This window comes from Paenibacillus daejeonensis DSM 15491 (assembly GCF_000378385.1).
Classification (GTDB): Bacteria; Bacillota; Bacilli; order Paenibacillales; family Paenibacillaceae; genus Paenibacillus_D; species Paenibacillus_D daejeonensis.
In genome coordinates, this window is record NZ_KB899668.1 from 54,362 (window position 1) to 81,164 (window position 26,803).

Consider the following 26,803-nt stretch of genomic DNA (forward strand, 5'->3'; position numbering starts at 1 on the left):
ATTGGAGTGTGCAAGAGCTAGAGTGGGACGAGCTTGAAGAGAGAGCGGTGAGACAATTGAGCCTGCTGGAGTACGGAATCATTATTGCCGGGGGGATGAGTCGGCGGATGGGGACGGATAAGGCGCTGCTCCCGCTAACCCTACACGCAGGGACACCCATTGCTCCTCAGAACCAATCTGTGATGGAGCAAAAGTGCGAGCAAGCTGCGGCGCCGGGTACACCGCGGCAGTTAAGTCCGTCTACTGAGCCGATGCTGGCCCGCGTCCTGCGTCAGTTGCTGCCGATGTGCTGCCATATTGAGATTGCTGCTGGGGATGCGGCACGTGCGGTACGTTATAGGGAGGCGTTATTACAAACCGGGGTTGGCCCTCTCCTAGATCTGGATGCTCCTGTAGCGTCTGGACAGGCAAAGGCTTCGGTTGGCTTTGCGCTTGACCGCTGGCCAGGTGCAGGACCACTCTCAGGTCTGCACGCAGCGCTTAGTGACGTTGTGAGGCATGAAGCGGACCCTTCAGGAGGCTATGCTCTGGTCATGGCATGCGATATGCCGAGGGTGAGCGAGACGTTGGTGCAACGCATGATGGCCACCGCACAAGCGACTGGTGCAGACATTGTCTGCGCCCCAGGCCAGCCCTTCCACGGTGTGTATCACCCCCGAGTGAGCCCTGTCATTGAATCGATGCTACAGGTCGGCAAGCAACGCTTCATGCAGCTGCTAGCCAGCGTGCATACCGAATACGTAGTGCCTTCGACAGAAGAGGCTGCCGTGTTCGTGCCCTTGAACACACCAGAGGCCTACAGAAGGTATAGAGATGAGTTTGAGACATAGGGAATACATTCATTGGTGATCCATAAAGAACAAAACGCTCTTTATGCCAAGCCCCGCCTCCGATCCTCGACCATAGAGGATTGAAGGCGGGGCTTGTTTACATTAGGGGCTTAGCAGTCATTCAGGCTGTTGAAAAACGGCCGGAGAGGCACGGAATCGAATCTGGTCAACGCTTTCTGCAAGAAAGCGACTTCGGAAGCCTACGCTGCAAAGCGTTCGCCTAAAGGCTTTTCGCAGAAAAGCTAGCTTCGAAAGCATACGCTGTCCCCGGATTTCAACCGCTCATGCGGTTAATAAATCAAGAAATCTGGGGACAACAGCGATCGTAAGATCGATCTGTGACCGTAGGATCCTATTCTTAACATTGCCATAGGGTGCGGGCCCGGCGCCGCCGAGACAACGGGGAGTGGTCGGCTAACCGCTGCCACTGGCCGCGCGCTCGCGCCCGCTATGTGTGACCATTAATTACGCAGGTTACGAAGCAACGGTCTGCTGGTCGATCAGAGCCTTGCCGCCTTGGCCGACCCAGGTCTGCTTCCACTGCTTCTGGACCACGAAGATCAGCAGGATACAAGCGACCGCGATTGCGCTCAGAATAAGGAAGCCAGGCGTGTATGAGCCTGTCGTTTGCTTGAGGTTGCCCAGGATTTTGGGAAGGAAGAATCCGCCCAATCCGCCAGCTGCGCCAACAATGCCAGTGACGAGTCCAATCTCATTCTGAAAGCGCTGGGGAACCAATTGGAAGACGGCGCCATTGCCCATCCCCAAGCACATCATGCCTACAAATAACAGAGCAGTGATGACAGCAAGCGGCGGGAGTGATGAGACAGCTGCGAGCATAAGGGCCACACCGCCATAGAGCACCATCAGCATCCGGATGCCGCCGATCCGGTCGGCGAGCCAGCCGCCTACCGGCCGGAAGAAGCTGCCTGCAATGACGCAGATGGTTGTGAAATCTGCGGCGCGGACCGCACTCAGCCCATATTGGGTATTGAAGAAAATGGTCAAATAATTAGCCATGCCAACGAACCCGCCAAAGGTTACAGCATAGAGAATGCAGAACAACCAGGTATCCTTTTGCTTCAATACGGACGTATAATCGGCAAGCTTCTTGGGCCCCGGCTGATTCGGGCTATCCTTGGCAAAGATGCTGAAAATGATGAAGACCAGTGTAATCGGAATCAGCGCCAAGCCGAACACAACCTCCCAACCCCCGAAATGCTGGGCGATCCGGTTGGCGAAAAGCGTGGTTAACACGGTGCCGCTGTTACCCGCCCCCGCGATACCCATCGCGAGTCCCTGATATTGCGGTGGATACCACCGACTGGCGAGCGGCAGGGCGACGGCAAAAGAAGCGCCTGCGACGCCGAGCAGCAAAGCAACAATGTATAGATCGCTAAGCGAGCCGATAAACTGCCAACCCCAGATGAGCGGCACCATTGTAATGAGCATGCCGAGCTGGCCGGTCCGCTTGGGTCCGATATAATCGGTCAAGAAGCCAAGAATGAGTCGGAGGATGGAGCCGCCGAGGATTGGCAGGGCGACGAGGTTGGCAGCTTGTGCTGCATTCATCGGATAATCGGCCATGATGACGACGACTAGCGGCCCAAGCAGCACCCATATCATGAAACTCACATCAAAGTATAAGAACGAACTGAACAGTGACGGGGTATGCCCACTTTTCAAAAAACTTTTTTGATCCATCATCGTAAGCCAAGCTCCTCTCCAAAATAACGTGCAATCCTATCCATTGTTTGCGTCGTGGCCCACGGTTTCTCTTTCTTTTGCGCTGCAGCGCTCTAACCTGCATCTCTACAGAAATAGCCGCACTGCATTCCTCCCGGAATGCAAGTGCGGCTTCTTTGCCAGGCGGGGATACGTCGATGTATCGTCCGCTCAAATTCACAACATTGTGAGTGTATGTTTGGATTATATGCGAGCTTTTATATCTGTGTCAATATACTTGACGCAACTTTTTTGTGGAGCAGCAAGTGTCCTGTCCATCACCCATGAATCAGTTGGTAGACCTTAACGATTGAAGCGGCGATGTCGCCGATCCGCTTGCGTTCATTCATCGCTTGTTTGCGCAGAAAGTCATAGGCTTCGGCTTCGCTGATTCCTTTGACTTCACAGAGGACGGCCTTGGCCTGATCGATCCACTTGCGTTCCTCCAACCGTTGGATCAGCTGCTCGCGCTCTTCACTCCAGCGCTTGCGCTGCTGGTGGACGCGCATCCCCCACTGAATCGCATACTGCATTTCAGTGACAGTCATCGATGGATACAAAAGTCCATCTAATACATAACCCCAATCGACAGCGCCCGTCGCATCCGGTTCACTGCATAACCAGAATACCGGCAATCTCCGCGTGGCAGCTATGGAAGCCTGCCAATCCGTGAGTCTAGAGAGAGGGACGTCGAGTACCACAGCTTCCACCACACTGACATAAGACTTCATAGCATCCTTTGACGTTGCCTGATGCAGAGACCGGCAACAGTGCTTTAATTGCTGCAGGTGCGCGGAGGCCGCGGAATCCTCGATCAGCATCAACGTTTTGGGCATGCTTATTCACCTCGCTCATGTGCCGGTAGATGAATAACGCCATCAGACCAGCTTGTTGTGTAATAAAATATAACATAACTGGATTCCAGTGTCGACGGAAAAATTATCGTGACGCGATATAAATATTTATCGCTGTACGATATAAAATTGTGTCAAGTATATTGACATGAACTCCCCCCAGGCACTATACTAGCCCTATCGATTAACCAACTGTAGACATCAATCGCTCGGCACAATGGCGTGCTACCAGCGATGGCAACGAAGCCTATCTTCTGCAACTGCGCAGAGGGTAGGCTTTTCATGTTTTTAACCAGAGGAGTGGACTGTATGAAGAAGAAGCTCGTAATGATCGGTAACGGAATGGCGGGCGTATCGTTTCTGGAGCAACTGCTGAAGCTCAATCCCCACAAATACGAGATCACGGTAATCGGCGCTGAACCGCATCCGAACTACAATCGCATCATGTTGTCCTCGGTACTTGCCGGAGATGTGAGCATGAAGGATATTGTATTAAATGATTGGGACTGGTATCGCGACAATCTGATCCAGCTGCATGCAGGGCACACGGTAACTACGCTAGATACCACCTCCCGACAGGTCAAAACCGATAAAGGGCTAACGGTTCCTTATGATGAACTGGTCATAGCTACAGGCTCGCAGCCGTTTATGCTGCCTCTCCCGGGCGCGGACAAAGAAGGGGTTATCGCCTTCAGGGATATGAAGGATTGCGAGACGATGATCGAGACGGCCAAGTCTTACAAGAAAGCTGTGGTCATCGGCGGTGGTCTGCTGGGTATTGAAGCGGCACGCGGCTTGTTGAACCTTGGCATGGAAGTACACGTGGTTCATATCTTCAAATATTTAATGGAACGCCAATTGGATGAGGCGGCTTCCCATATGCTGCAGGAAGAGCTTGAGGGTCAAGGCATGAAGTTCCTGCTGGAGAAGCAGTCGGACACGATTCTCGGTAAGAAGCGGGTAACGGGGCTTTCTTTTAAAGACGGGTCTCATGTGGATGCAGATCTGATCGTTATGGCGGTCGGTATCCGGCCCAACGTCCAGCTGGCCAAAGACGGCGGCGTTGAGGTGGGCCGGGGTATTGTTGTCGATGACAGCATGCAGACCAGTGTTTCAGGAATCTATTCGCTCGGCGAATGCGCGGAGCATCGGGGGATCGCCTACGGTCTAGTCGCACCGCTCTACGAGCAAGGCGCCATTCTGGCCAAACAGTTGGCAGGTGTAGAGCATGAAGGCTACCAGGGCTCGGTTCTGTCGACGAAGCTGAAGGTCTCCGGCGTCAATGTGTTCTCGGCAGGGCGCTTCATGAGCGAGCCGGGCACGAAGTCGCTGCGGGTGCAGGATGATCTGGACGGTGTCTATAAGAAAGTGGTCTTCCAGGAAGGTAAGGTGATCGGCGCGGTTTTGTTCGGCGATACCTCGGAGGGTTCGCGTCTGTTCTCGCTGATTCGCAAGGGAGAGGACTTCGCAGGTCGCGAGAAGGAAGTGCTTTTCGGGCCATCCGGCGGCGGAGGCGCTATGTCTAATGAAGATCTAGTCCAGGCCATGAGCGGAGACGAGATTGTGTGCGGGTGCAACGGCGTGACCAAGGATACAATCGTCGAGAGCATCGAAGAAAAAGGCTGTGTCAGCATCAATGAAATCAAGGCCTGCACGAAGGCGTCGGGTTCTTGCGGCGGCTGTAAGCCGCTTGTTGAGGCCATTCTGACGGCGACGCTGGGAGCTGATCAGGTCGAAACGGTCAAGGAAGGCATCTGCAGCTGTACCACGCACAGCCGGGATGAGATCGTTGACGAGATCCGCCGGATGCATCTGACGACAAGCAAGGAAGTGATGCATGTCATGGAGTGGAATCATCCCGAAGGCTGCTCCAAGTGCCGGCCAGCGCTTAACTATTATCTGGGCATGGCCTGGCCGGAAGAGCATGAGGATGAGCTGGAGTCGCGGTTCGTCAATGAGCGCAATCACGCCAATATCCAAAAAGACGGCACCTTCTCCGTGGTTCCCCGCATCTATGGCGGCGTAACGACGCCAGAGGATCTGAAACGGATTGCTACTGTGGCTGAACAGTATAATGTACCGATGGTCAAGTTCACCGGCGGTCAGCGTATTGACCTGCTGGGTGTAAAGAAAGAAGATCTGCCGAACATGTGGAGGGATCTCGACATGCCTTCCGGATATGCCTACGGTAAAGCGCTGCGTACGGTCAAAACCTGTGTCGGCAACACGTTCTGCCGCTTTGGAACGCAGGACTCCATCCAAATGGGTATTGATCTCGAGAAGAAGTTCGAGCGTCTCAACACGCCGCATAAGGTCAAGCTTGCGGTTTCCGGATGCCCGCGGAACTGTGCAGAGTCGACGATCAAGGATCTTGGCGTTGTCGCCATTGATGGCGGTTGGGAGCTGTATGTAGGTGGCAATGGCGGTACCCGGGTGCGGGCAGCCGAGCTGCTCACGAAGGTTAAGACAGAGGATGAAGTGCTGCATTGGACAGCTGCTTACCTGCAGTATTATCGCGAAACGGCTAATTTTGCTGAGCGGACCAGTGAATGGGTGCAGCGTATCGGACTGGATACGGTGAAGCAGGCGCTGGCGAGCAAAGAGGACCGGGATGCACTAGTCGAGCGGATCGATAAGACGCTGGCGCTCACCAAGGATCCATGGCAGGAAATTAATGAAAACGACGATCTGCGTCGTGCGTTCGATGCCTTGACGGCAACGGCCTCACCAGAGGCTGCTGCAGCATCGACAGTGGAAGAGACTACGCAGAGACCATCATTGTAGTCCATCGGGAGTCAAAGCAGAGAGGAGACAGCACTATGCATGAGATTCATATCGGTCATCTGTCGGAGTTCCCGGAGCGGCGCGGCAAGGTGGTGCGGATCGGCGAGCTGGAATTGGCGATGTTTCGTCTGTCGGACGGTACGGTCAAGGCGGTAGAAAATCTGTGTCCGCACAAAAGCGGCAAATTGTCGGAGGGCATCGTCTGCGACCACCATGTCTATTGTCCGCTGCATGATTGGAAGATCGACCTGCAGGACGGCATGGTCCAGGCACCGGATGATGGCTGCGTCCGCACCTTCGAGGTTGAAGTTGGCGACAGCGGTCAAGTATTCTTAAAGATGAACAATACGGCAACCAAAGTATCTTAGTAGACTTGCCCAGAAAAAAACGAAAATGAGTAGTGGAGAGGAGAGGGAGGCTGGAGAAAAGCATATGCTTCCGAAGCTGCTTTCTTACAGAAAGCCTTAAATGCTCGCCTTTGTTCCCGGATTTCAACCGCTGATACGGTTATATATTCAAGAAATCTGGGAACAACAGCGATCGTAGGCCCCCTCTCCTCGCAGCGGTCACAGAAAAGTCTTTTTCGGGTTTTTAAGTCTCTTATGATTGAGGACCGCCGTATTGCAATAGGAAGGAGAACTGCGCATGAGTCGACTGGAAGGCAAGGTCATTGCGATCACCGGGCCGCGAAAAGCAGAGGAAATGAGTCGCATGATCGGCAAGTTTGGCGGCAGTGCCGTGGTTCGGCCCGCGCAGGGAACGGTATTCCTGGATGACAGCCGGATTCGCGAGCAATTGACGGCTCTGATTGAGCAGCCGGCGGAGTGGCTCATCCTGACCACGGGAGTGGGCACGGAGGCGTTGCTGCAAACGGCAGAGAAGCTGGGACTCAGCGAATCCTTCAGGCGGGCACTGTCTCGTATGAAGCTGGCGGCACGGGGATATAAAACCGTAAATGTGTTGAAAAAGCTCGGATTGACACCGTCCGCCCGTGATCTGGATGGGACGACGGCGGGGCTGTTGCGGGAGATGAAGGACGTAGACCTGTCCGGCCGCCGGGTTGCGCTGCAGCTCTATGGCGACCCCGCCCCACGTATCACGGCGATGCTGGCGGAGCGCGGCGCGATCTGCGAGGAACTCCTCCCCTACCGTCATATTCCGCCTGAAAGTGACGTCACCGAGCAGTTGATCGATGAGATCTGCTCGGGGGCCATCGATGCTGTAGCTCTGACGAGTACCGTTCAGGTTCGGTACATCATGGCTAGTGCCGCCCGGATGGGGCGCCTGGATGAGGTACTGCGATCTCTGGAGAAGAAGGTCCTTGCCGTTGCAGTAGGCAAGGTAACAGCGGAGTCGCTTCGCGAAGAGGGCGTGACACGGGTGCTCTATCCAGAGGAAGAGCGGATGGGGAGTATGGTTGTTTCGATGTCCCGTTATTTTGACCAGTTGAATGAAACGTCCGAAGCGGAGAAGGTGGACATGAAACTCGCTGAGCAGGAAGTCAAGCAAGCGGACGTCACGCGTTGGGTAGCAGACAAACCAGAGGGCTGTTAGCTGACTGAAGAAGAATCAATGCATTGCACCAATCATGGGAGGGGCAAGGACCATGGGGAACAAAGGTTATGTCTATCTGACAGGCGCAGGACCTGGCGATCCCAAGTTGATCACCGTGCGGGGACTGGAGACCATACGTCTTGCTGATGTCATCGTCTACGACCGGCTGGTCTCGGAAGAACTGCTCTGGGAGGCGGCACCTGGTGCTGAACTACTCTATGTCGGCAAAGCCTCGGGGCATCATACGCTGCCTCAGGCAGAGATCAATGAGCTTATCGCCAGCCACGCGGACCGGGGGCTCACCGTGACACGGCTCAAAGGCGGCGATCCGTTCGTATTCGGACGCGGGGGCGAAGAGGCGATCTACCTGGCGGACCGGGGGATCCCATTTGAGGTGGTGCCGGGGATCTCATCCTGTATTGCTGCACCCGCTTATGCGGGTATTCCTGTCACGCATCGCAAGCTGGCAGCCTCCTTCGCCGTCATTACCGGACACGAATGCACTGGCAAATCGGGTGCATCTGTCGACTGGTCGTGGGCGGCGGGAGCAGAGACGCTGGTTGTACTGATGGGACTGCAGCAGCTGCCTGTAATTGTGCAGCGATTGCTCGACGCCGGCAAGCCGCAAGGCACGCCGGTGGCGCTCATTCAGAGCGGCTCCAAGGCGGGGGCCCAGCGGGTCCTGACCGGCCGGCTTGATGCCATTGTCGCTTTGCAAGAGGCCGAGCAGCTCATAAGTCCTGTGACGATCGTCATTGGCCCTGTTGTCGCTATGCGTGAGCGAATTACCTGGCTGGCTGGCGATGAACTGCCTACTATGTTACCGGTTTGATTCTAGCTTTCTGTCAATCCCAATGGGGTTAAAGTTTTTTCATCCATTTCTAACTCCGCGCTATGATGCCAGATGTTGCAAGACTTTGGTCTCTCCTTGGTAATTGGTGGGGACCTTGGATGTGGTATTTTGATAGAGTCAATATCACATCCAAGATCCTACAGGAGGACATCTATGAATTACAACATGAAGAAACGCCGCCCCGTTGCGAAGCTGCTGCTTGCCGTCAGTCTGAGTCTTGCTATCGTTGGTGCCGGAAGCTTGGCTGCTGTTCCACCGCAGCAGGTCGAAGCCGCTTCGACCTCTAAGGTCAATGCCATTATCCAGACTGGCAAACAGCTCAGCGGTACCAGATATGTGTTTGGAGCGAGCTCGGGGTCGACACGTGCCTTCGACTGCTCGTCGTTCACGCAATACGTGTTCGGCAAGCATGGTGTCAAGCTGCCCCGTTCGTCGAGACAGCAAGCCAAGAGCGGCAGCTATGTTGCCAAATCGAAGTTGCAGCCCGGCGACCTGGTCTTCTCTGACACGAATAGGGACGGCGTTATCAATCATGTGAGCATCTATATCGGCAATGACCAGCTGCTACACACGTACAGAGCGGGAATTGGCGTGACGGTATCCAAATTCTCGGGCAGTTCCTGGGACAAGACCTATGTGACGGCTCGGAGAGTCCTTTAGAAGAGGGTGCTAGTCTGCTATAAAAAGCTGTTTTCTTGGGCTGAGGAGCCTGGAAAACAGCTTTTTTGGTATGATTCTATTGCCAGCTAGAAAAGATGGAGCTATAATAACCTCACACTAACTAACGTTCGTTAGGCTGTCTGAAAGGAGCTGGGGTTATTCGTGACGGCACACCGGATCAAGCAAGCTGCGCTTCCTCTGTTTGCGGAGTATGGCTATGAAGGCACGGCACTCTCGGCAATCGCCAAGGCTGTTGGGATCAAAACACCCTCTATCTATGCTCATTTCCAGTCCAAGGAGCAGTTGTTCCTGGCCCTCGTTACCGATGCGATTCGCGAAGAGAACGAGCGCGTATGGAATCTGATGCGAGAGGTGGCGGACCGACCGCTGAAGGAGCAGTGGTACGCCCTGTTTTGTTTAATGACAGAACCACAGATGAATACGAGCGGCAGCACGTTTTTGAAGCGGACCATGATGGTGCCGCCCAAGGGGCTGCTGGGACAACTGCGCGAGGATTTTGCCAACTGCGAAGAACGAATGTCCTCTTGCTACAAGGAGTTGTTCCTGCGCGGAATGGATGAAGGTGTGTTGATTCGTCAGGATCCTGAGCCGCTGATGGCTCTGTTTTATGGGCTAAATGATGGCTTGCTTGTCGAACAGCAGTTGTATGATGAGCCCGTTTTTTTGGCGCGGCGCGACGTGTTGTGGTCCTGGTTTTGGAAGGTTATCGCGAAAGGATGATCAAGAGATGGCTTGGATTTATTTGCTGATTGGCGGTCTGTTCGAGATCGGCTGGGCGGTCGGCCTTAAAACGACAGAGGGTTTCACCCGGCTATGGCCGAGTGTGTTTACGATAGCGGCGCTGGGCATCAGTTTCTATATGTTCGCCAAATCGATGACCCGGTTGGAGATTGGAACCGCCTATGCAGTATTTACGGGAATTGGTACGGCAGGTACGGTCATCATCGGAATGGCCTTCATGAACGAGCCTGCGGGCGCGCTTCGCGTCTTTTTCGTGCTGCTCTTAATTAGTGGGGTGGTGGGGCTGAAGGTCATCTCCAAGGACGACCCGGATGTGCCTGTGGATCCCAAGCTGAAGTCTGAACCTGAGCTGAAATACCAAGGAGGAGAGAATTAACGATGGCATGGATGTTTTTGTTATTGTCCGGATTGGCTGAAGTGAGCGGCGTCACCTTCCTGAAGCTGTCCAAGGGCTTCACCCGCTTCAAGCCGACGCTGGGGGCTATTATTTCGGGGGCATTCAGCTTCTACTTCCTCTCCCGGGCGTTGCAGGAGATTCCCATCAGTACAGCATACGGAATCTGGACAGGGATCGGCTCGGCTGGCGGTGTGCTGCTCGGTATGTATCTGTTCAGCGAATCGCGCGATATTCGTAAACTGATCTTCATCGGCATGATCATTACCGGTGTCATTGGCTTAAGAGTCGTGGGTGGAGGACACTAATTTGTCCCTATTTGTGTTATGATAAATGTTGGCATCATAACACCCGCGATAGAACAGGATGAGTGGCCATGACCGATTTGTTGCGATACAGTCTGACAGATTTCAGGCGTTCCTATAAGAAGCATGTGACCTTTGCCTTGCTGTTTCTGGTAATGACAAGTTACTTGTTCATTCCCTTGATCTCATATATCTTCAACCGGATGATGCGGGCCATCAGTACGGGCTCCCTGCTTAATGGCGAGATCTACCGGATTGCCTTGAGTTACCAAGGGATTGGGGCTGTACTGGCCATCTCGCTGGTGGCGATGCTTGTGCTATTCCTGCAGCTTGGGGTCGTGCTTGTCATTGCTCAGAAGGTGTATTTTCGCAAGGATATCTTGATTGCCGACGCATTTATAACTATTTTGCGGCGGACACCGGCGTTGTTCAGCTTCGGGACGATTCAGCTGATGCTGTATTTCCTGTTTCTGCTGCCGTTTATCGAGTCGCCTTTGTCGGCATCGGTTCTGTCCAAGGTGAACCTGCAGATTTATTTTACAACCAAGCTGAGCAACGGCTCTTATATATTGCTGGGTCTCTATATTGTACTGCTGATCGTCTTTATCTATTATATTCTTCGGTGGTTGTTCTCTCTGCACTTTATCATTATCGAAGGACAGTCCACCCGCCAAGCGATCCGCAGCAGTCTCGAACTAACCCGTGGCAATCGTATCCGCATTCTGCTGCAATTGGTATTGTTTAATGCGGTGGTCCTGCTTGCTGGCTTCGGGATTGTATCCTTGGTCAACTATCTGACCTCGCTGATTCCGAACAGTCCGTTCAGCTTCTTCATCAATGATTATATGCTGACGATATCGGGTTTTCTGGCCTATATGGCCGCCCTGCTGCTGATTCCAATCAATATGATCTTCATGACCCGGATGTTCTACCGGCTCCATGCCCGGGCGGGCAGGCTGCCGGAGGACCGGCTGCATGTATACCGCATGCGCTGGCTGCGGGTGCTGGAGGTACGGGTCGCCCGTCTATTTCGGACGCGCAAGCGCAAGCTGCTCATTGTGGTAGGTATCCCGCTGTATTTGTTAGTCTCGCTGGGAATCAACTATTACGTCAATGATAACCTCTTGTATTTGAAATGGAATGTACAGATTGCAGGTCACCGGGGCGATCTGCATAGCGCGCCAGAGAACTCGATGAGCAGTATCCGCTCGGCGATCGACAAGAAGATCGATGCGGTAGAGATTGATGTGCAGATGACCAAGGATGGCGTCATTGTGCTCAATCACGATTACACGCTGAATCGCGTGGCTGGCGTCCCGGAATCGGTGCACAACATGAATTACGCTGATCTGGCTGTGCTGGATATCGGCCGGCGTTTCTCCAGTGTTTTTGCAGGCGAACGCATCCCTACGCTGGAGGAAGTGCTGATTGAGACGCAGGACCAGGTCAAGCTGATCATTGAGATGAAGCCTTACGGGGATGGCAGGGAAATGGCGGCCAAGGTTGTGGAGCTAATCGAGGCTTATGACCGGGTAGACAGCTGCTACATCCAGTCGTTCGACAACTCGCTTCTGCGTACTGTGCGGGATCTGAATCCCGATATCAAGCTGGGACAGATTCTCTTCATCGCAGCGGGTAATCTATCCACGATCGACGTCGATTTCTACACGATAGAACAGAGCATGCTCTCGCAACGCTTCATCGACCATGCTCACCGCAATGGCCGAGAGGTCTGGTTGTGGACAGTCAACGTAGAGCGCAACATCCGTGAGGTGCTCAAATACAAGATTGATGGAATCATTACCGACTACCCTGAGAAGGTGCAGAGCATCATCGGCGTAGGGGTGGAATAAACAAAGAGCGGTGCCGGAGTGAATCAGGCACCGCTCTTTGCTATAGCAGGGTTAAGCCACACGATGTTACAGCTCGTCGGCTTTTCCGGATGCGCTGTCCAGTACGCGTACGAGCTCAGAAGCGGGGTACGCCCCTGAGAGCGCGTATTTTTGGTTAAAGACAAAGAAAGGCACGCCCTGAATCCCGATCTCCCGGGCTTGTCCCAGATCGGCTGCGACAGACTCTGCTCCTTCTCCTTGCGAAGCACGGGCGAGCAGGTCTTGTGCATCCAGTCCGATACCGGACAAGATCTCCGTCAATGCGGCATGGTCCGAGATATCGCGACCTTCTGCGAAATAAGCCTGATGCAGCGCATCGACAAGCGCAGTCGTATGCTCTTCCGGCGCTATGGCAGTCAGTCGGTGAGCCAATTCCGTATTGGGCATACGGGTAATTTTGTCGAAATGGAAGGGCAGTCCGACGGCTTCACCGGCTTTGGTTACCTGTCCCGTGGCTTGGCTGATGTTGGCTACGCCGCCCATCTTGGCTGCCATGATTTCCTTGAAGTCGGCGCCTTCGGGTGGAAGCTCGGGGTGCAGCTGATAAGCCCGGTAGGTTACCGTGATCTCGCCGTCATACGTGTTCTGCCACTGCGCGAGGGCGTCGGACAGATTTTTTTTGCCAATTCTGCACCAGGGACAGACATAATCCTGATAAACATCAATATGCATGTGAGCATCTCCTTTGTACGTAAACCGAATGCTCTTAGTATGCCGTATTCGGCGTCAAAGCACAATTGAACCTGCAGCACAAATACCCGCCCTTCTCGCCTGGGTGGCGAGAGGGGCGGGAGAGCATCCGTCAACACATGCAGGCTCTTTCCATGTGCTACTGCTCGTTTTCAAAGGATTCGAACAGCGTGCGTGCTTTGGCTTCTTCAGACTTCAGTACCTTCAGTTGAACCGTGCTGGCGGCGCCGGCGCCGAGTTTGGATTTGACGCCCTGCGTTTTCAGATAAGCCTGCAATTGTTCGATTTGATGTGTCCGCGAGGCACCCTCCGTACGCACGACTATCCAGCGTTTGGCATTGAGCACGCTCAGGACGATGATTCCGGCAACGACGACGACGGCGATGATGATCCACACAACTTCCATAGAAGCTGCACCACCTTTGTGACAGATTATATTGCAGTGGCTATCGGTAATATGTATTCACTTGCCCCTGCATTCCATGACAACGGATTTTACGGTAGGATAAGGAATAGCAGGTAGAGGAGGCGGGCTGATGATTACAATTGGACTTACGGGCTGGGGCGACCATGATCAGCTCTATCCGGATGCCGCTGCGGCCAAGCGCAAGCTGCAGAGCTACAGCGAATGGTTCTCCGCGGTGGAGGTGGACAGTTCCTTTTACGCGGTTCAATCCCAGCGCAACATGGATAAATGGACAGCAGAGACGCCAGATGATTTCATGTTTATTGTTAAAGCATATCAAGGTATGACGGGGCACACGCGCGGCAAGATTCCTTTCCCGGATGAAGACGCCATGGTGGAGGCGTTCCGTCTCTCCCTGACCTCGTTTCGGGAGGCGGGTAAGCTGGGTGCCGTGTTGTTTCAATATCCGCCTTGGTTTGACTGCACCAAAGAAAATGTAGCCAAGCTAAGAAGTGACAAGGAGCGGATGGGGAACATCCCTTGCGCGCTGGAATTTCGTCACCAGAGCTGGTATGCCGGGGATATGCGGGCGCGAACATTACGGTTTATGCGCGAGGAAGGATGGATACATAGTATCTGCGACGAGCCTCAAGCGGGCGAGGGCAGTGTTCCGATTGTAGAGGAGGCGACAGATGAACGGATGACCGTCGTCCGCTTCCACGGACGCAATGCAGCAGGCTGGCATGCTAGCGGGCAGCCCAACTGGCGGGAGGTTCGTTATTTATACCGATATAATGAAGCAGAGCTGACGGAATGGGCGGAGCGGCTGATCCGGCTGGAGCAGCAGAGTGAGCAGGTCGTCGTCGTATTCAATAACAATTCAGGCGGCGATGCGGCGGACAATGCGCTGCAGTTAATGCAGATGCTCGGACTGGCGCCGCCCCGGGGATCCTTTGAGCCGCCGAAGCCGCCGGATGACGGACTGGAACAAATGGAGTTGTTCTAAGCAAGTTTGGGATGTGGTTTGGGCAGTGGAACGGGTGGTAAACTATAGATACCGGATGGGATGACCGGCTATGGAACCAAGGCTGTATAACCCTCGCTGGGTTGTATAAAATAACTCCAGGGCACTTATTGACAAGAATAACTGTAACTGATAATATTACAGTACGAAGCGGGGTGCCATCAGTTATGAACAGCGAGTTTACGATAGCCGTCCATAGTCTGGTTCTCCTGGCCAATCTGCCGGAACGCATGGCTTCCAGCGATGCGATCGCCGACAATGTGCAGACGAACCCGGCCCGCATCCGCAAGGTGATGGGCTGTCTGAGGCGTGGCGGTTTCGTGGAGACGCGAGAAGGCACGCGCGGCGGCTACCGGCTGACGATTGATCCGCAAGTGGTCACGCTCGGCGATGTATACCGGGCGATGGCCATCGGTTCCCTCATGCCAAGCTGGTGTTCGGGGGATCCTGAGATGGATTGCGTCGTTGGTTCCAACATGGAGGATGTCATGTGTGAGATCTTCTCTGAGGCCGACCGGCAGCTGGAAGCCTACTTCGCCGGGATTACCATCCAGGATGTACTGAACCGGATTCATGCGTGCAGGGACTGCTGAAGCACCGGGATACCGAGCTTTTTGCAGGAGTTAAGTTACCAGACACGAACCTAGTTTTGCTTCGCAAAACGCAACATTTTTAGGAGGATGATGACGATGGCAGTAGCATTGACGAAAGACAACTTCAAAGAGAGCATTGCAAGTGGCGTATCTGTAGTAGACTTCTGGGCGCCTTGGTGCGGACCTTGTAAAATGCAGCTTCCAATCGTGGAGGAGCTCTCCGCTGAGATGGAAGGCCAGGCTGTAGTTGCGAAAGTAAACGTGGACGAAGAGCCTGAGATTGCTTCCCAGTTCGGCGTGATGAGTATTCCTACGCTGATTCTGTTCAAGGACGGCCAGCCAGTGGACAAAATGGTCGGTCTGCAAAGCAAAGATTCTCTGAAAAATAAAATCCTCGGCCAGATCTAAGCGATTCGGATCCTCGGCTACACAAACAGGCTTGCTACCCGACTGACGGGCGCAGGCCTGTTTGGCGTTTGTAGAGGTAGTGCAAGCAAGCCGGTGTCTATCCCGTGGATTTCTTCACAGGAATCCAAATTTCACTGTGGTAGTCAGGGACGTCTGTATCGGGGTGTTCATTCCAGAGCAGCTCGGGTCCGGGTACGGACTCATAGCCCGAGGATGGGAACCACTCCGCATAAATGCGGCCCCATACCTCCTGCAGCGCAGACGGGAACGGGCCAACAGCGGTGAATACTGCCCAGGTTAACGCTGGCACTTCAAGTCGCACATAGGGGCTAGGTGCTGACTGCGTGGTCGCGACACCGATGTAGTGATCCAACTCACCCTGTTCTTCCATTCGTCCTTCCGAGAACTGTGTTGACGCACTGATCATGCCTCGTGGATCAATATCTGAGAGGGACTTAAGCTGCTGTGCGCCACCGGCACCGAGCTCCTGCCACATCTCGGCAATGGCGGGGTTGACCCCTTCGAACTGAATCGGGACCCGCCGGTGCAGCCCGACAATGCCGAAGGCTGGCTTTTCTTCCAAGCGATAATTCATTTCCTCTCCTCCTCGAATCATAAGCTGAAAGCTCATCCGGGGGTATGTCTTGAGTTGCCGTCCATCCTCCCTCGCCTGAGACGGACTCATGCCATGCAGGTTTTGAAAAGCACGGGCAAAGGCGTCGGGTGAGCTATAGCCGTAAGCCAGAGCCACATCAATGACTTTGGCTCCCTCCCGCAGCTCAAGGGCGGCCAAGCTTAGACGACGGCGCCGGATGTAGTCGGAGAGAGGGATGCCCGCAAGAAAAGAGAACATTCGCTTGAAGTGGTAGATTGAGCAGTGCGCCCGGCGGGCCGCTTCGTCCAGGTCAGGCTCCTCCCGCAGGTTCTGCTCGATATAGGCGATGGCCTCATTCATGGCTTTCATGGGATTCATAGCGTCTCTCTCCTCCTTGATTCGTAGCATAGCAGCCTTCGTTTGTAGCCGCCCGTCAATTGCGGCACCGTGTTTGCAGGGTGCGACTGGCAGGCAAGGAAAGCCCCAATAACGGATGCAGAAGTTTTTTCACATCCATGCAACATATTCCAGAATCCGTCCGTTATATAGTTAGGATCTTATTTTATCCACTTACATAAGGAGGGTGCAAGGTGAAAAAGAAGAAGCAAACGGGTTCAACCAAGAAACAGTTGATCGTGACGTTGGCTGCTGCGGTAGCGCTTACTACTGTGCCGGCAGGCGCATGGGCTGAGGTGGCTGTGCGGGCGGATCAACCGATTCCGGCCATTACGGAGGGGAGCGTGCCGGTATTGCCTGAACAGGGCGGAGAGGAAGCTCCAGCCGATGTGGCGGTCTCCCGGGACAAAGCCGTCGAACTGGCTAAACAATTAGTGAAGATTCCCGCAGATTATACACTCCAAAGCGCTTCCTACCAAACCGAGCGACTGGCCAAAGGCACACGCAGTGCGTGGAATCTGTCGTTTGTGAAACGAGTCAATAACAAGCACCTCGGCAGCATTCATACTCGTATTGATGCGGGTAGTGGTGAACTGTTGGGCTTCAACACGTACTTGAACGACCCAACGCGCAAGCCGGTTTATCCGCCGAAGGTCGATCGCGAGCAGGCGCAGGAGCTGGCAGAGGCATTCATCGCCGAAGTTGGTAAGAGCTATGCCGGAGAGCTGCGTTATAATGCCGATTTCGGCATTCAATTCCGTCCGCCGCTCAATGGCGATGTACGGTATCAGCTGCGCTTCAACCGGGTTGTGAATGATATCGCCTATATGGATAACTTCATTGATCTGGAAGTGGACGGAGAAGGCCATGTGCTGGGCTACCAGGTTCAGTGGGATAAGACACTCAAATTTGAGGCCGGCCAGCCTTCGATTAATCTTGAGGAAGCTGAGGCGAAGATCCGCGAGCTTGCTCAGCCGCGGTTAAGCTATGTGGTGCCTTACCAAATGAAACAGCCGATTAAGCCTTATCTCAGCTATGAGTTGGAGGCGCTCATGATTGACGCATTGACCGGAGAGCGCTATGAGCCGTTTGCTACGCCAACTAAACCAAATACAACTAATCCTGTGGCGCCGTCTGCGCTGGGTGCCAAACCGGCTGCGAACAAATCGCTGACGAGCGATCAGGCGGTCAAAGTGGTAACGGATGCCTTCAAGCTGCCGGCTGGCAGCAAGCTGACGGATAGCAGCTACCATGAATATACGAATGAACTTAGTGGCACACCGAATGCCACATGGCAGCTCAACTGGTCGATTACTGAAGATGGCAAGGACATCGGATCGATCTGGGCTTCCGTGAACAGCCGCACAGGCGAAATCACCAGCTTCTACAATTATAATAACAGTGAAGTTAAAGGCGGCGACGAGGTGAAGGTTGTGGCCTATGAGCAGGCTAAGACCAAGGCGCTCGATACGGTCAAAAAACTGCTGCCGGGCTATGCCAATGAGCTCTACCTGCAAGAGACGGAGCAGGACCGGGAGCTGGCTGACAAAATGGTCATCCCTGGCGATATCCGCGATTACAACTTCCGCTTCCAGCGGCTCATCCATGGTGCAGCCGTTCAAGAGGGCGTACATGTGTCTATCAATGCGATCACGGGCGAAGTACGCAGCTTTAGTGGTGAGCTAGGTGGCGTAAGCTATCCGGCGCAGAAGCCGCAGACGATCTCCGAGGAGCAAGCGGTAGATTCCTTCATGGATTACTACAATCTGGAGCTGACGTATGTCCAGACTCATTCGCAATACGGCCAGCCGATCCCGCTGGAGAAATACAATCTGATGGTTGCTGCTGGTGAGATCGTACCGGGTGTTGGCGGGGCAGAGGGCAGCGGCGAAGCCAAGCTCGTGTACCGTCTGGTGCAGCGTCCAATTGACGGGCAGGTATTCCTGGATGCCGAGAGCGGCCAATGGCGTGATTATCAGACAGGCGACGTCACCAGCCTGATCAAGGAAACCGCAACGGACATCGCCGGTCACTGGGCCGAGCGGGAGCTCTCGATGATGGTGGCGTACAAAGCGCTGGATCTGGAAGATGGCAAAGTGCGCCCGCAAGCGGTCGTTACCCGCGGCGAAATGATCAAGATGCTCGTTCTGTCGATGAACAGCGGCTATCGTCCAATGCTCGCGTCGGTAGCGGACCAATCCGCATCCTTCAGAGACGTTGGGGCCAGCTCGGAGTACTTCGTTTATGTCGAAAATGCCGTTCAAGCGAACCTGATCGACCTCGGCGACGGTACCTTCAATCCTGAAGGCGAAGTCGACCGCGAGGAAATGGCGGAGCTGATCGTCCGTGCGCTTGGCTACAATACGCTGGCCAAGTATGAAGGACTGTTCAACATTCCATTTAACGATACGGCGTCGATCGACAACAAAGGTCAAGCCGCAATCGTGGCAGGCCTGAAAATTATGAACCCGGACGAAAAAGGGAACTTCAATCCGGATCGTCTGGTCACGCGCGCCGAATCGGCGACAGCATTCTTCCGCTTCCTGCAGGCCAAGGCAGACCTGCAAGAAGCGCCACTGCGCAACTAGTTGGCAGGGGTCTGCAATTAAAGTAGCGGTGTGGGGATTGTCCCCGCACCGCTCTTTTTATTACGGGCGTCCCGCCCGTAGGCCGGCCGCGAGCCGATTTGGGAGCACCTTAGCCGATAGTAGCGCACCATTCTTTCTTTATTTGCTCACACCTCCGCCATTCATCCGCAGTAGCGCACCATTCTTCCTTTATTTGCTCGCATCCTCTCCTTTCGTCCGCAGTAGCGCACCATTCTTCTTTATTTGCTCACACCTCCGCCATTCATCCGCAGTAGCGCACCATTCTTCCTTATTTGCTTGCATCCTCGCCTTTCGCCTGCAGTAGCGCACCATTCTTCCTTTATTTGCTCGCACCCTCGCCATTCGCCCGCAGTAGCGCACCTCCGCCATCTGCTAACCAAACGACATATCCCTATTGCGGCGAAATGAGGGAGGTTAGCGTAGTAACGAAACGTCATCGTCTTATTAGAGCAAAAGAGAGCTCGAATGCGGCAAATCCGTGGAATAAGAATACCTAGTTTCGTCCGCTAGTCCATATCGTTAAAATGTGTGTGAATAGCGATATCCAGTTTCGTTAGAGGTCTACCTGAGCTCCTCCAAGCACACTAAACCGTAGACGCGACAGCACTTAGACCAACCGTCTCCAACGAAAGTTTCTTTACTTAGAGCTGCCGATCCGCGCCACCAACCGCCTCCAGCGAAAGTTTCTTTACTTAGAGCTGCCGATCCGCGCCATCAACCACCTCCAACGAAAGTTTCTTTACTTAGAGCCGCCGATTCGCGCCACCAACCGTCTCCAACGAAACTTTCTTTACTTAGAACTGCCGATCCACGCCACCAACCGTCTCCAACGAAACTTTCTTTACTTGGAGGTGCCGATCCGCGCCACCAACCGTCTCCAACGAAACTTTCTTTACTTAGAGCTGCTAATCGGCGCTGCCAACATGTTTTTTCCTCTGCAACTCGCCCGGGAGCCAAACGCCCACCCCAACCAATCTCCTCTTGAAGTCATCCAACACAGCCGAGCGAACGTTATACGGAGTACATAGGTTAGTCAAAGCAGACGGTTGCGTCGAGCGACAAAGCAGAGGTGGCCGCCATGGTCAACTGGCAGACCCGGGCGACGAAGGGTATACTGGAGACAGTCAGTTTTTTGGCCGCTGAGTGCGGCAGTCGGATATGAGGAAGGGGAACGGACCGATGAAAACATGGCTCGGGCGCATACGCAAAGGATATGGTCGCAAGCTGGTCTCGCTGCATACATGGAATGGCTGGATCGTGTTGGTCCTGGCGTTGACGGGCCTCATTCTGATTAGTGGGCTCTGGCGCGGCGTGCTGGGCGAGGTCCGGGTATGGATCAAGTGGGCGCATATTGTAGTTGGCATCGCATCCATTGTCCCCGTCATCTACTATCTGCTGTTGGCCGCCAAGCACTGGAAGCAGCTGCGGAGCAAGTCGTGGCAGCGGGTCAATGTGCTTATCGTCCTCTTTTTATTGCTGGGCTGGTTTGGTTCAGGGCTCGTGCTCTGGCAGTTCAAATGGTTTGGCCCGGCCAATGCCAATATGGCGCTTGTCATTCATGATGTGCTCACCTGGGTGGGCCTGCCCTATATCATCTATCATTCCATTACCCGTCTGAAGTGGCTCAAGGAGCCAGCCAAGCTCACAGTCCGTAGTAACAAAGGAACACCCGATTCAGACACGTCATTACATCCAGCCGCCAACCCGCAGGCGGTCTACACGCGTCGGGCCTTCATCAAGCTCACTATTGGTGCGGGCCTCGCGATTACACTGGGGCCATCCTTCCTGCAGTGGGTGGGACGCACGTTCAGCGGCGGATCCACTAATCTCGAGTATCTGATTGAGAACGACGCCAACCGCATGGTGCCGCCGCCCCAGCCGCTCCCCGCCTCTGCGCCGCCAATCGGCGGTGGCAGTCAGGGTAACTTCCGCGTCTATACCGTCACGCCAATTCCCAGCTTCTCCAATGCCGACTGGTCCTTCACGGTAGATGGTCTGGTGGACCAGCCGCTGCGATTTAATTGGGAGGCCTTCCTGAAGCTGCCCCGTGTGGCAGAGGTGAGCGATTTTCACTGTGTCACAGGCTGGTCGGTCTACAAAAACACCTGGGAAGGTGTCCCGCTCAAGGCGCTGTTGGCACAGGCTGGGGTTCGTACGGAAGCGCGTACTGTGAAATTTTATTCCGGCGATGGCGTCTATACGGATTCGCTCTCCATGGAGCAGGTGGCTGACATGGACGATGTTCTGGTGGCTGTCATGCATGACGGTCAACCCATTCCCAGCGACCTGGGTGGACCCGTCAAGCTGATCGTGCCTCAGATGTATGCCTACAAATCCGTAAAATGGCTCAACCGCATCGAGCTCATAGATGGCGACCATGATGGGTATTGGATCGTCAGAGGCTATGCCAAAGATGCTTGGGTCACACGTTCGTAACCTTTAAAAAATTCCCATAAACTTGCCAAAACTCTCGTTTTGACGCACACTGTTTAGAGCGTGTAAAGGTGCCTAACGGTGCCACTGGACAACAAGGAGGCCACAGATGTGAATAAAGCGATGCAAGTACGTCTGCTGCTACTAGTACTTGTGCTGGTTATAGCGGGATGTTCTCAGTCAGAAGAAAATGCGGAGGGAGCCCCGGATTCCGAAGCCGTAACCATACTTGACCAAGCCATTCGGCAAGCGCAGGCCAAAGAGCGATTTGCAATGACCATGAAGCTAGGCCAGAACCTCTCCCATAACGAAGGGCAGAGTAGCGAGCAATTTTCGATGACGTCAGAAGGCAAAGTGGAGCTCGAGCCGCTGGCCGTGGAGCAAATGATCGAGTCCGGCGAGGGGGAGAGTCCGACGCAGATTGAAACGATCCTGACCCCGGACGGTTACTATGTCTACGACCATACCTTCGATGAGGGATGGCGCCAATACCCGCAGGATGAGATTGCTACCGTCACCGAGACGCTGTCCGACTATCAGGTGAACCCTGTTGCGCAATTGGAGCGGATCAAGGAAACCGTCGGCGGAAGCCTCACCGTGAGCGAAGAAGACGGCATGCAGATCCTCAGCTATGAAGGCAATGGCGGAGACCGTGAATCGACCGCGTTGATGAATGATTTGCTGGATAGTACCCTGAACGGCTCACAGCTGCCGCAAGAGGTCAGAGACAGCGTTGAAACGGAGATGCTGCAATATCGGATTGTGATGGACGGAGAAACGGGACTTCCTGTGGAGATCTGGTCGCAATCGACCTTCTCCATTGCCTTCGAAGCGGGCTACCCGGTTGACATTGACCAAACCTTCGAGGTTTCTTACCGGGACTGGGATGCGACTGAGCCTGTGACGGTACCGGAAGAAGCGCTGAACGCCCCCGAGATCGAAATGCCCAGCGCAGAGGAACTCGAGGAATGGGAAGAGATGGAGCGACAGCTTCAAGAAGAATTGGAGCGGCTCAGAGAAGAAGAAGAGAACGGCACGGCTCCTGAGAATGACGCATCGGAGGCTCCGGAAGCGGAGACTGGTGTGGAGCAGGAACCACAAGAGGAACCGCAACGATAGCTTCAATTATAGGCCTATACCTATCACAAGCCCCGGCTTCTGGACAAGTCCAGACCGGGGTTTGTTATGTTGATTGATCTGCTGCCGACGAACGCATGAGCACGCGACAACCCTTGGTAAGACTGGGATTATGCCATGCCTAACCGATCCTCCAGCCAATGAACCGATCCCGCAGAGATCCTCCCAAATGCCAAAATGCTCATCCGTTGGACGATTGCCGAATTGTCCTGGAGAGGTCTGCTGCGTAAGATAGGGGCAGGCAACAAGCAATCGCAAAGGAGGCTGTCATATGGCTGAACTGTCTGCGGATCGAACATCAGGCTCAGGTACAAAAGAGACGGATCGATCCGAGCGGCCGGCACCACGCAAGCCGGGCAATCGCTATGTCGAAAACGTCCGCAAGCACTGGATGCTGTACGTGATGATCCTGCCCGGGATATTGTTCTATATTATTTTTAAGTACATTCCGCTGGCGGGAAGTGTAATCGCTTTCCAGAACTTTCAGATTTTCAACGGCATTTTCGGCAGCCCCTGGGTTGGGCTGGACAATTTCAAGTTTATCTTTACTTATGATGATTTCTACAATGTTTTACGCAACACGGCTTTGATAGCGCTTTATCAATTAGTGTTCGGTTTTCCGGCACCGATCATCCTCGCGCTGCTATTCAATGAAGTACGGCTGATGCTTGCCAAACGGACGCTGCAAAGCTTATTCTATCTCCCGCACTTTCTGTCTTGGGTTGTCGTAGGTGGCGTCGTATTCGAATTGCTGTCCAATCAGGGCTTCGTCAATGCGATCCGCGAGTGGTTCGGCTACGGACCCATCCTGTACATGCAGGAATCGCGATTCTTCCGAACCATCGTCGTCATTTCGGCGATCTGGAAGGAAGTCGGCTGGGGTACGATTATCTACCTGGCAGCCATCAGCAGTATCGATCCCAGTCAGTATGAAGCGGCCGTCGTCGATGGCGCGAACAAGTGGAAGCAGGTCATCTATATTACGCTTCCTGCGTTGTTCCCGACCATTCTGATCTTGTTCCTCCTCAACATCGGCAACTTCCTGGAGCTCGGCTTCGACCAGATGTTCAATCTGTTGACGCCTATGACATATTCCGTCGGGGACATCATCGAAACCTACGTTTACCGGGCAGGTGTGCTGCAGGGGCAATACAGTGTGACGACAGCAATCGGCGTCTTCCAGTCCGTCATCGGGTTTACGCTGCTGTGGATCTTCAACCGACTGGCCAGAAAATCCGAACAGGGGCTGTGGTAATATGAAACCAACCATAGGCGAAAAGACGTTTCAGGCCTTCAATTATCTCTTCCTGATTGTCGCTGCGGCGACAATGCTGATGCCGCTGCTGCATCTGCTCGCGATGTCCTTTAGCTCGCCGATCGCAGCGGATTCCAAGGAAGTGTTCCTGTGGCCGGTGGAGTTCACCACAGGGGCATGGACCCATGTGCTGCAAAATGCCGGGCTGTGGCGATCCTTTGGCATTACGGTCTATATCACGGTAGTCGGCACGGCGCTCAGTATGCTGTTCTCGATTCTTACGGCGTATCCGTTGTCGCGCAAAGAGTTTTTGATCCGCAAGTATGTGATGTTCGCCATCGTGCTGACGATGATCTTCAATGCGCCGATGATTCCGTTCTTCCTGACGGTTCGCGAGCTGGGCATGATGAACTCGCTCTGGGCGCTGATCATTCCGGGCCTAATCGGCACGTTCAACCTCGTCATTATCCGTACCTTCTTCATGGGCTTGCCCAAGGAGCTGGACGACTCGGCCCGCATTGATGGCTGCAATGACTTCCGGATTCTGTTCCAGATCTACCTGCCGCTCTCCAAAGCGGTCATGGCTACCGTTAGTCTGTTCTACGCGGTAGGGTACTGGAACACGTTCCAGCGGGCGGTGCTGTTCATCCGTGACCAGGATCTCTACCCGCTTCAGATGAAGCTGCGTTCGTATCTGGTCAGTCCCGAGGAGCTGGCGGCCGTCAATATGTTCCTGGGCGACTACGATTTCAATACAACGACGTTGAAAGCGGCCACGATTATTTTTGCGACCGTGCCGATCATCCTGGTGTACCCTTACCTGCAAAAATACTTCGTGAAGGGTGCTCTGCTCGGCTCGCTGAAAGAGTAAAAAATAGATCCTTTGCGAGCAAAATGCACTTCCGACCGCAGTTCCTCCCAGATTTCTTGAATTTGGACCCCTTTCAGGGGTGGAAATCCGAGAGAAAGAGGCGGACGCTACGCTTCTCCAGTGTCATTTTGAACGCTTTGGTACATTTTTTACAATACATTTTTAAATAAAAGGGGAGGAATACCAAATGAAAAAATTCGTGCACAAACGCGCCATGCTGCTTATGATGTCTGGGCTTCTGCTAGCTGCCGGTTGCAGTGGTAACAGTGGGGGCGGCTCGGGAACAAGCGGTGGAGAAGGCGGCGAGACAGAGGGATTGACGAAGATTCAGGTGTTCAAAAGTCACATGGGCGTCGGCTCGATACCGGATAGCAGTAATCCGCATGTTCAATATGTAGCGGAGCATACCGGCGTTGAATATGAGCTGATTACCCCGCCGCCAGGCTCCGAGCCGGCCGAATACATCAATATGATGATTGCTTCCGATGATCTGCCCGACATTATGCGCCCCATCGGCGGCGTGGAGCAGACACTGATCCAGCAAGGCGGAGCACTGCCGCTCGATGATCTGCTACCGGAGCATGCGCCTAATGTCTGGAACAGTATCCCCGAGGAAGCATGGGATATCGTACGTTCTTCTTCCGAAGACGGCAAGATCTACTATGTTCCAAAGGTATTCCTAATCCCGGAACGCTCACCGCTGATTCGTCAGGACTGGGTGGAGGCTGTTGGTCATGATATGCCGGAGACGGTGGACGACTATGTTGAGCTGCTGAAGGCGTTCCGCGACGAGGACCCCAACGGCAATGGCAAGGCTGACGAGCTGCCAACGACAGGCCGTGAGTTCGGCCGCTGGATGGACCACTTGTTCGCCATCTATGGCGTGGCGATGTGGGAAGGCTATCCGGAGTGGGATGTCTATGACGGCGAGATCCAGTACGCTGGCATTACGGAGAACATGAGAGCGGCGATTGAGTTTATGCGAATGCTCTATGAAGAGAAGCTGCTCGATAACGAGACGTTCCTGAACAAAGGTGATGTCTGGCAGGCCAAAATCAATAACAACCTCGTCGGCAGCTGGTATCATATGCCTGCGAACGTAAGAGATCGTCTGGCCGCCATGCGGACGCAAGCGCCGGATGCGTATATCGCCGCGATGCCGCTTCCCCAAGCGGAAGGCTATGAAGGTTTTGTCACCGTGAAGAGCATGGGCGAGCCGGAGTGGATGATTCCCAAAGCGGCCGAGGCCAATGCGATAGCTTCCCTGAAGCTGCTGGACTTCTTCTATAATCCTGAGCACGATGAGTTCGGCCGTTATGGCATCGAGGGTATGCACTATGAGATGGGCGAGAATGGGCGCAAAGTCATCCTGCCTCCGGAGGATAGCCGTCCGCTGCGACTGGGTATGCGCAATCTGACGACAGCCGAGGATATGGAGCTGCGGATTGAGGAAACCTTCCCTGAGGAAGACTGGCAGATGGTCAAGGACATGTACGAGGTTGTAGAGCAGGATGCCAAACGCATTGCCGGAGACGGGCTGCCGGCCTCCGTCTATCAAGGGTTCCCGGATATTCAATCCCACAAGCTGTTCCAGGAAACCATGACGCGCATCATCATTGGCGAGCGTCCGATCGAAGCATTCGATGACTACGTGGCGCAATGGAAAGCCTCCGGTGGCGATACCGTAACCGAGCGCGTACAGGAATGGTATGAGAAAGTAAAATAATTCGGACGGGGCGATTTCAGCCGCGTGCTGCTTACCGGTACGCGGCG

The 26,803-nt window shown here is 54.2% G+C and carries 24 protein-coding genes; 19 read left to right on the forward strand and 5 right to left on the reverse strand.

All coding sequences use genetic code 11. The features are described 5' to 3' along the window. Nucleotides 1-8 precede the first annotated feature (8 nt). Nucleotides 9-830 carry a molybdenum cofactor guanylyltransferase gene (locus F556_RS0123410; RefSeq protein WP_020619431.1) on the forward strand — a complete coding sequence of 274 codons (822 nt, stop codon included), beginning with the start codon at nt 9-11 and terminating at the stop codon, nt 828-830. A 474-nt stretch (nt 831-1,304) separates the two neighbouring features. On the opposite strand, the gene F556_RS0123415 is transcribed toward F556_RS0123410, so the two are convergent. Both F556_RS0123415 and F556_RS0123420 read right to left on the reverse strand, forming a co-directional pair. Next, nucleotides 1,305-2,534 carry a nitrate/nitrite transporter gene (locus F556_RS0123415; RefSeq protein WP_040717688.1) on the reverse strand — a complete coding sequence of 410 codons (1,230 nt, stop codon included), beginning with the start codon at nt 2,532-2,534 and terminating at the stop codon, nt 1,305-1,307. Nucleotides 2,535-2,833: 299 nt separating this feature from the next. Further along, the gene (locus F556_RS0123420; RefSeq protein ID WP_020619433.1) at nt 2,834-3,391 is read right to left on the reverse strand and encodes an ANTAR domain-containing response regulator; all 558 of its coding nucleotides are present in this window, start codon (nt 3,389-3,391) and stop codon (nt 2,834-2,836) included. A 327-nt stretch (nt 3,392-3,718) separates the two neighbouring features. On the opposite strand from F556_RS0123420, the gene nirB reads away from it, so the two are divergent. The 9 genes from nirB to F556_RS0123465 all read left to right on the forward strand — a co-directional run bounded on the left by nirB (nt 3,719) and on the right by F556_RS0123465 (nt 12,574). Further along, complete coding sequence (nirB, locus tag F556_RS0123425) at nt 3,719-6,193, forward strand: nitrite reductase large subunit NirB (protein ID WP_020619434.1); 2,475 nt, start codon at nt 3,719-3,721, stop codon at nt 6,191-6,193. A 35-nt stretch (nt 6,194-6,228) separates the two neighbouring features. Beyond that, a complete protein-coding gene (nirD, locus tag F556_RS0123430) occupies nt 6,229-6,561 on the forward strand; it encodes a nitrite reductase small subunit NirD (RefSeq protein ID WP_020619435.1) in 333 nt (110 codons plus the stop codon). A 277-nt stretch (nt 6,562-6,838) separates the two neighbouring features. Next, nucleotides 6,839-7,747 carry a uroporphyrinogen-III synthase gene (locus tag F556_RS35015; RefSeq protein ID WP_020619436.1) on the forward strand — a complete coding sequence of 303 codons (909 nt, stop codon included), beginning with the start codon at nt 6,839-6,841 and terminating at the stop codon, nt 7,745-7,747. Nucleotides 7,748-7,799: 52 nt separating this feature from the next. Continuing rightward, the gene (gene cobA / locus F556_RS35020; RefSeq protein WP_020619437.1) at nt 7,800-8,579 is read left to right on the forward strand and encodes a uroporphyrinogen-III C-methyltransferase; all 780 of its coding nucleotides are present in this window, start codon (nt 7,800-7,802) and stop codon (nt 8,577-8,579) included. A gap of 174 nt (nt 8,580-8,753) precedes the next feature. Continuing rightward, a complete protein-coding gene (locus F556_RS0123445; RefSeq protein WP_020619438.1) occupies nt 8,754-9,260 on the forward strand; it encodes a C40 family peptidase in 507 nt (168 codons plus the stop codon). A gap of 162 nt (nt 9,261-9,422) precedes the next feature. Further along, nucleotides 9,423-10,001, forward strand: a complete 579-nt coding sequence (locus F556_RS0123450) for a TetR/AcrR family transcriptional regulator (protein ID WP_020619439.1) — start codon at nt 9,423-9,425, stop codon at nt 9,999-10,001. Between the two features lie 7 nt (nt 10,002-10,008). Further along, nucleotides 10,009-10,398, forward strand: coding sequence for a DMT family transporter (locus F556_RS35025; protein ID WP_020619440.1), 390 nt, complete (start codon nt 10,009-10,011; stop codon nt 10,396-10,398). A gap of 2 nt (nt 10,399-10,400) precedes the next feature. Then, nucleotides 10,401-10,724 carry a DMT family transporter gene (locus F556_RS0123460; protein WP_020619441.1) on the forward strand — a complete coding sequence of 108 codons (324 nt, stop codon included), beginning with the start codon at nt 10,401-10,403 and terminating at the stop codon, nt 10,722-10,724. A 68-nt stretch (nt 10,725-10,792) separates the two neighbouring features. After that, entirely contained in the window at nt 10,793-12,574 is a 1,782-nt protein-coding gene (locus tag F556_RS0123465; RefSeq protein WP_020619442.1) for a glycerophosphoryl diester phosphodiesterase membrane domain-containing protein, read from the forward strand. Nucleotides 12,575-12,640: 66 nt separating this feature from the next. Here F556_RS0123465 and F556_RS0123470 read toward each other — a convergent pair whose 3' ends face one another. Both F556_RS0123470 and F556_RS0123475 read right to left on the reverse strand, forming a co-directional pair. Then, nucleotides 12,641-13,285, reverse strand: a complete 645-nt coding sequence (locus F556_RS0123470) for a DsbA family oxidoreductase (protein ID WP_020619443.1) — start codon at nt 13,283-13,285, stop codon at nt 12,641-12,643. A 157-nt stretch (nt 13,286-13,442) separates the two neighbouring features. After that, nucleotides 13,443-13,709, reverse strand: a complete 267-nt coding sequence (locus tag F556_RS0123475; RefSeq protein ID WP_020619444.1) for a hypothetical protein — start codon at nt 13,707-13,709, stop codon at nt 13,443-13,445. A 130-nt stretch (nt 13,710-13,839) separates the two neighbouring features. On the opposite strand from F556_RS0123475, the gene F556_RS0123480 reads away from it, so the two are divergent. The 3 genes from F556_RS0123480 to trxA all read left to right on the forward strand — a co-directional run bounded on the left by F556_RS0123480 (nt 13,840) and on the right by trxA (nt 15,734). Then, nucleotides 13,840-14,715, forward strand: a complete 876-nt coding sequence (locus F556_RS0123480) for a DUF72 domain-containing protein (RefSeq protein WP_020619445.1) — start codon at nt 13,840-13,842, stop codon at nt 14,713-14,715. A 185-nt stretch (nt 14,716-14,900) separates the two neighbouring features. Beyond that, the gene (locus F556_RS0123485) at nt 14,901-15,326 is read left to right on the forward strand and encodes an RrF2 family transcriptional regulator (RefSeq protein WP_020619446.1); all 426 of its coding nucleotides are present in this window, start codon (nt 14,901-14,903) and stop codon (nt 15,324-15,326) included. A gap of 96 nt (nt 15,327-15,422) precedes the next feature. After that, nucleotides 15,423-15,734, forward strand: a complete 312-nt coding sequence (gene trxA / locus F556_RS0123490; RefSeq protein WP_020619447.1) for a thioredoxin — start codon at nt 15,423-15,425, stop codon at nt 15,732-15,734. 97 nt (nt 15,735-15,831) lie between these two features. Here the strand turns inward: trxA and F556_RS0123495 are convergent, their stop codons facing one another. Next, entirely contained in the window at nt 15,832-16,707 is an 876-nt protein-coding gene (locus F556_RS0123495; RefSeq protein WP_020619448.1) for an AraC family transcriptional regulator, read from the reverse strand. Between the two features lie 212 nt (nt 16,708-16,919). Here F556_RS0123495 and F556_RS0123500 point away from each other — a divergent pair, with 212 nt between their 5' ends. The 6 genes from F556_RS0123500 to F556_RS0123530 all read left to right on the forward strand — a co-directional run bounded on the left by F556_RS0123500 (nt 16,920) and on the right by F556_RS0123530 (nt 26,756). Next, nucleotides 16,920-19,313 carry an S-layer homology domain-containing protein gene (locus F556_RS0123500; RefSeq protein WP_020619449.1) on the forward strand — a complete coding sequence of 798 codons (2,394 nt, stop codon included), beginning with the start codon at nt 16,920-16,922 and terminating at the stop codon, nt 19,311-19,313. Nucleotides 19,314-20,513: 1,200 nt separating this feature from the next. Next, the gene (locus F556_RS0123510) at nt 20,514-21,770 is read left to right on the forward strand and encodes a molybdopterin-dependent oxidoreductase (RefSeq protein WP_020619451.1); all 1,257 of its coding nucleotides are present in this window, start codon (nt 20,514-20,516) and stop codon (nt 21,768-21,770) included. 108 nt (nt 21,771-21,878) lie between these two features. After that, nucleotides 21,879-22,886: a DUF6612 family protein gene (locus tag F556_RS0123515; protein ID WP_020619452.1), complete on the forward strand. Its 1,008-nt coding sequence runs from the start codon at nt 21,879-21,881 to the stop codon at nt 22,884-22,886. A 289-nt stretch (nt 22,887-23,175) separates the two neighbouring features. Continuing rightward, complete coding sequence (locus F556_RS0123520; protein WP_020619453.1) at nt 23,176-24,159, forward strand: ABC transporter permease; 984 nt, start codon at nt 23,176-23,178, stop codon at nt 24,157-24,159. Nucleotide 24,160: 1 nt separating this feature from the next. Further along, complete coding sequence (locus tag F556_RS0123525) at nt 24,161-25,030, forward strand: carbohydrate ABC transporter permease (protein WP_020619454.1); 870 nt, start codon at nt 24,161-24,163, stop codon at nt 25,028-25,030. A 187-nt stretch (nt 25,031-25,217) separates the two neighbouring features. Next, nucleotides 25,218-26,756, forward strand: coding sequence for an extracellular solute-binding protein (locus F556_RS0123530; protein WP_020619455.1), 1,539 nt, complete (start codon nt 25,218-25,220; stop codon nt 26,754-26,756). Nucleotides 26,757-26,803: the final 47 nt, after the last annotated feature.

Coding starts and splice junctions, on each gene's coding strand:
- nirD (WP_020619435.1), top strand. CDS start 6,229: ATGCATGAGATTCATATCGGTCATCTGTCGGAGTTCCCGGAGCGGCGC.
- F556_RS0123420 (WP_020619433.1), bottom strand. CDS start 3,391: ATGCCCAAAACGTTGATGCTGATCGAGGATTCCGCGGCCTCCGCGCAC.
- F556_RS0123465 (WP_020619442.1), top strand. CDS start 10,793: ATGACCGATTTGTTGCGATACAGTCTGACAGATTTCAGGCGTTCCTAT.
- F556_RS0123530 (WP_020619455.1), top strand. CDS start 25,218: ATGAAAAAATTCGTGCACAAACGCGCCATGCTGCTTATGATGTCTGGG.
- F556_RS0123415 (WP_040717688.1), bottom strand. CDS start 2,534: ATGGATCAAAAAAGTTTTTTGAAAAGTGGGCATACCCCGTCACTGTTC.
- F556_RS35025 (WP_020619440.1), top strand. CDS start 10,009: ATGGCTTGGATTTATTTGCTGATTGGCGGTCTGTTCGAGATCGGCTGG.
- F556_RS0123495 (WP_020619448.1), bottom strand. CDS start 16,707: ATGAATCCCATGAAAGCCATGAATGAGGCCATCGCCTATATCGAGCAG.
- F556_RS35015 (WP_020619436.1), top strand. CDS start 6,839: ATGAGTCGACTGGAAGGCAAGGTCATTGCGATCACCGGGCCGCGAAAA.
- F556_RS0123460 (WP_020619441.1), top strand. CDS start 10,401: ATGGCATGGATGTTTTTGTTATTGTCCGGATTGGCTGAAGTGAGCGGC.
- trxA (WP_020619447.1), top strand. CDS start 15,423: ATGGCAGTAGCATTGACGAAAGACAACTTCAAAGAGAGCATTGCAAGT.
- nirB (WP_020619434.1), top strand. CDS start 3,719: ATGAAGAAGAAGCTCGTAATGATCGGTAACGGAATGGCGGGCGTATCG.
- cobA (WP_020619437.1), top strand. CDS start 7,800: ATGGGGAACAAAGGTTATGTCTATCTGACAGGCGCAGGACCTGGCGAT.
- F556_RS0123485 (WP_020619446.1), top strand. CDS start 14,901: ATGAACAGCGAGTTTACGATAGCCGTCCATAGTCTGGTTCTCCTGGCC.
- F556_RS0123480 (WP_020619445.1), top strand. CDS start 13,840: ATGATTACAATTGGACTTACGGGCTGGGGCGACCATGATCAGCTCTAT.
- F556_RS0123520 (WP_020619453.1), top strand. CDS start 23,176: ATGGCTGAACTGTCTGCGGATCGAACATCAGGCTCAGGTACAAAAGAG.
- F556_RS0123475 (WP_020619444.1), bottom strand. CDS start 13,709: ATGGAAGTTGTGTGGATCATCATCGCCGTCGTCGTCGTTGCCGGAATC.
- F556_RS0123525 (WP_020619454.1), top strand. CDS start 24,161: ATGAAACCAACCATAGGCGAAAAGACGTTTCAGGCCTTCAATTATCTC.
- F556_RS0123445 (WP_020619438.1), top strand. CDS start 8,754: ATGAATTACAACATGAAGAAACGCCGCCCCGTTGCGAAGCTGCTGCTT.
- F556_RS0123470 (WP_020619443.1), bottom strand. CDS start 13,285: ATGCATATTGATGTTTATCAGGATTATGTCTGTCCCTGGTGCAGAATT.
- F556_RS0123510 (WP_020619451.1), top strand. CDS start 20,514: ATGAAAACATGGCTCGGGCGCATACGCAAAGGATATGGTCGCAAGCTG.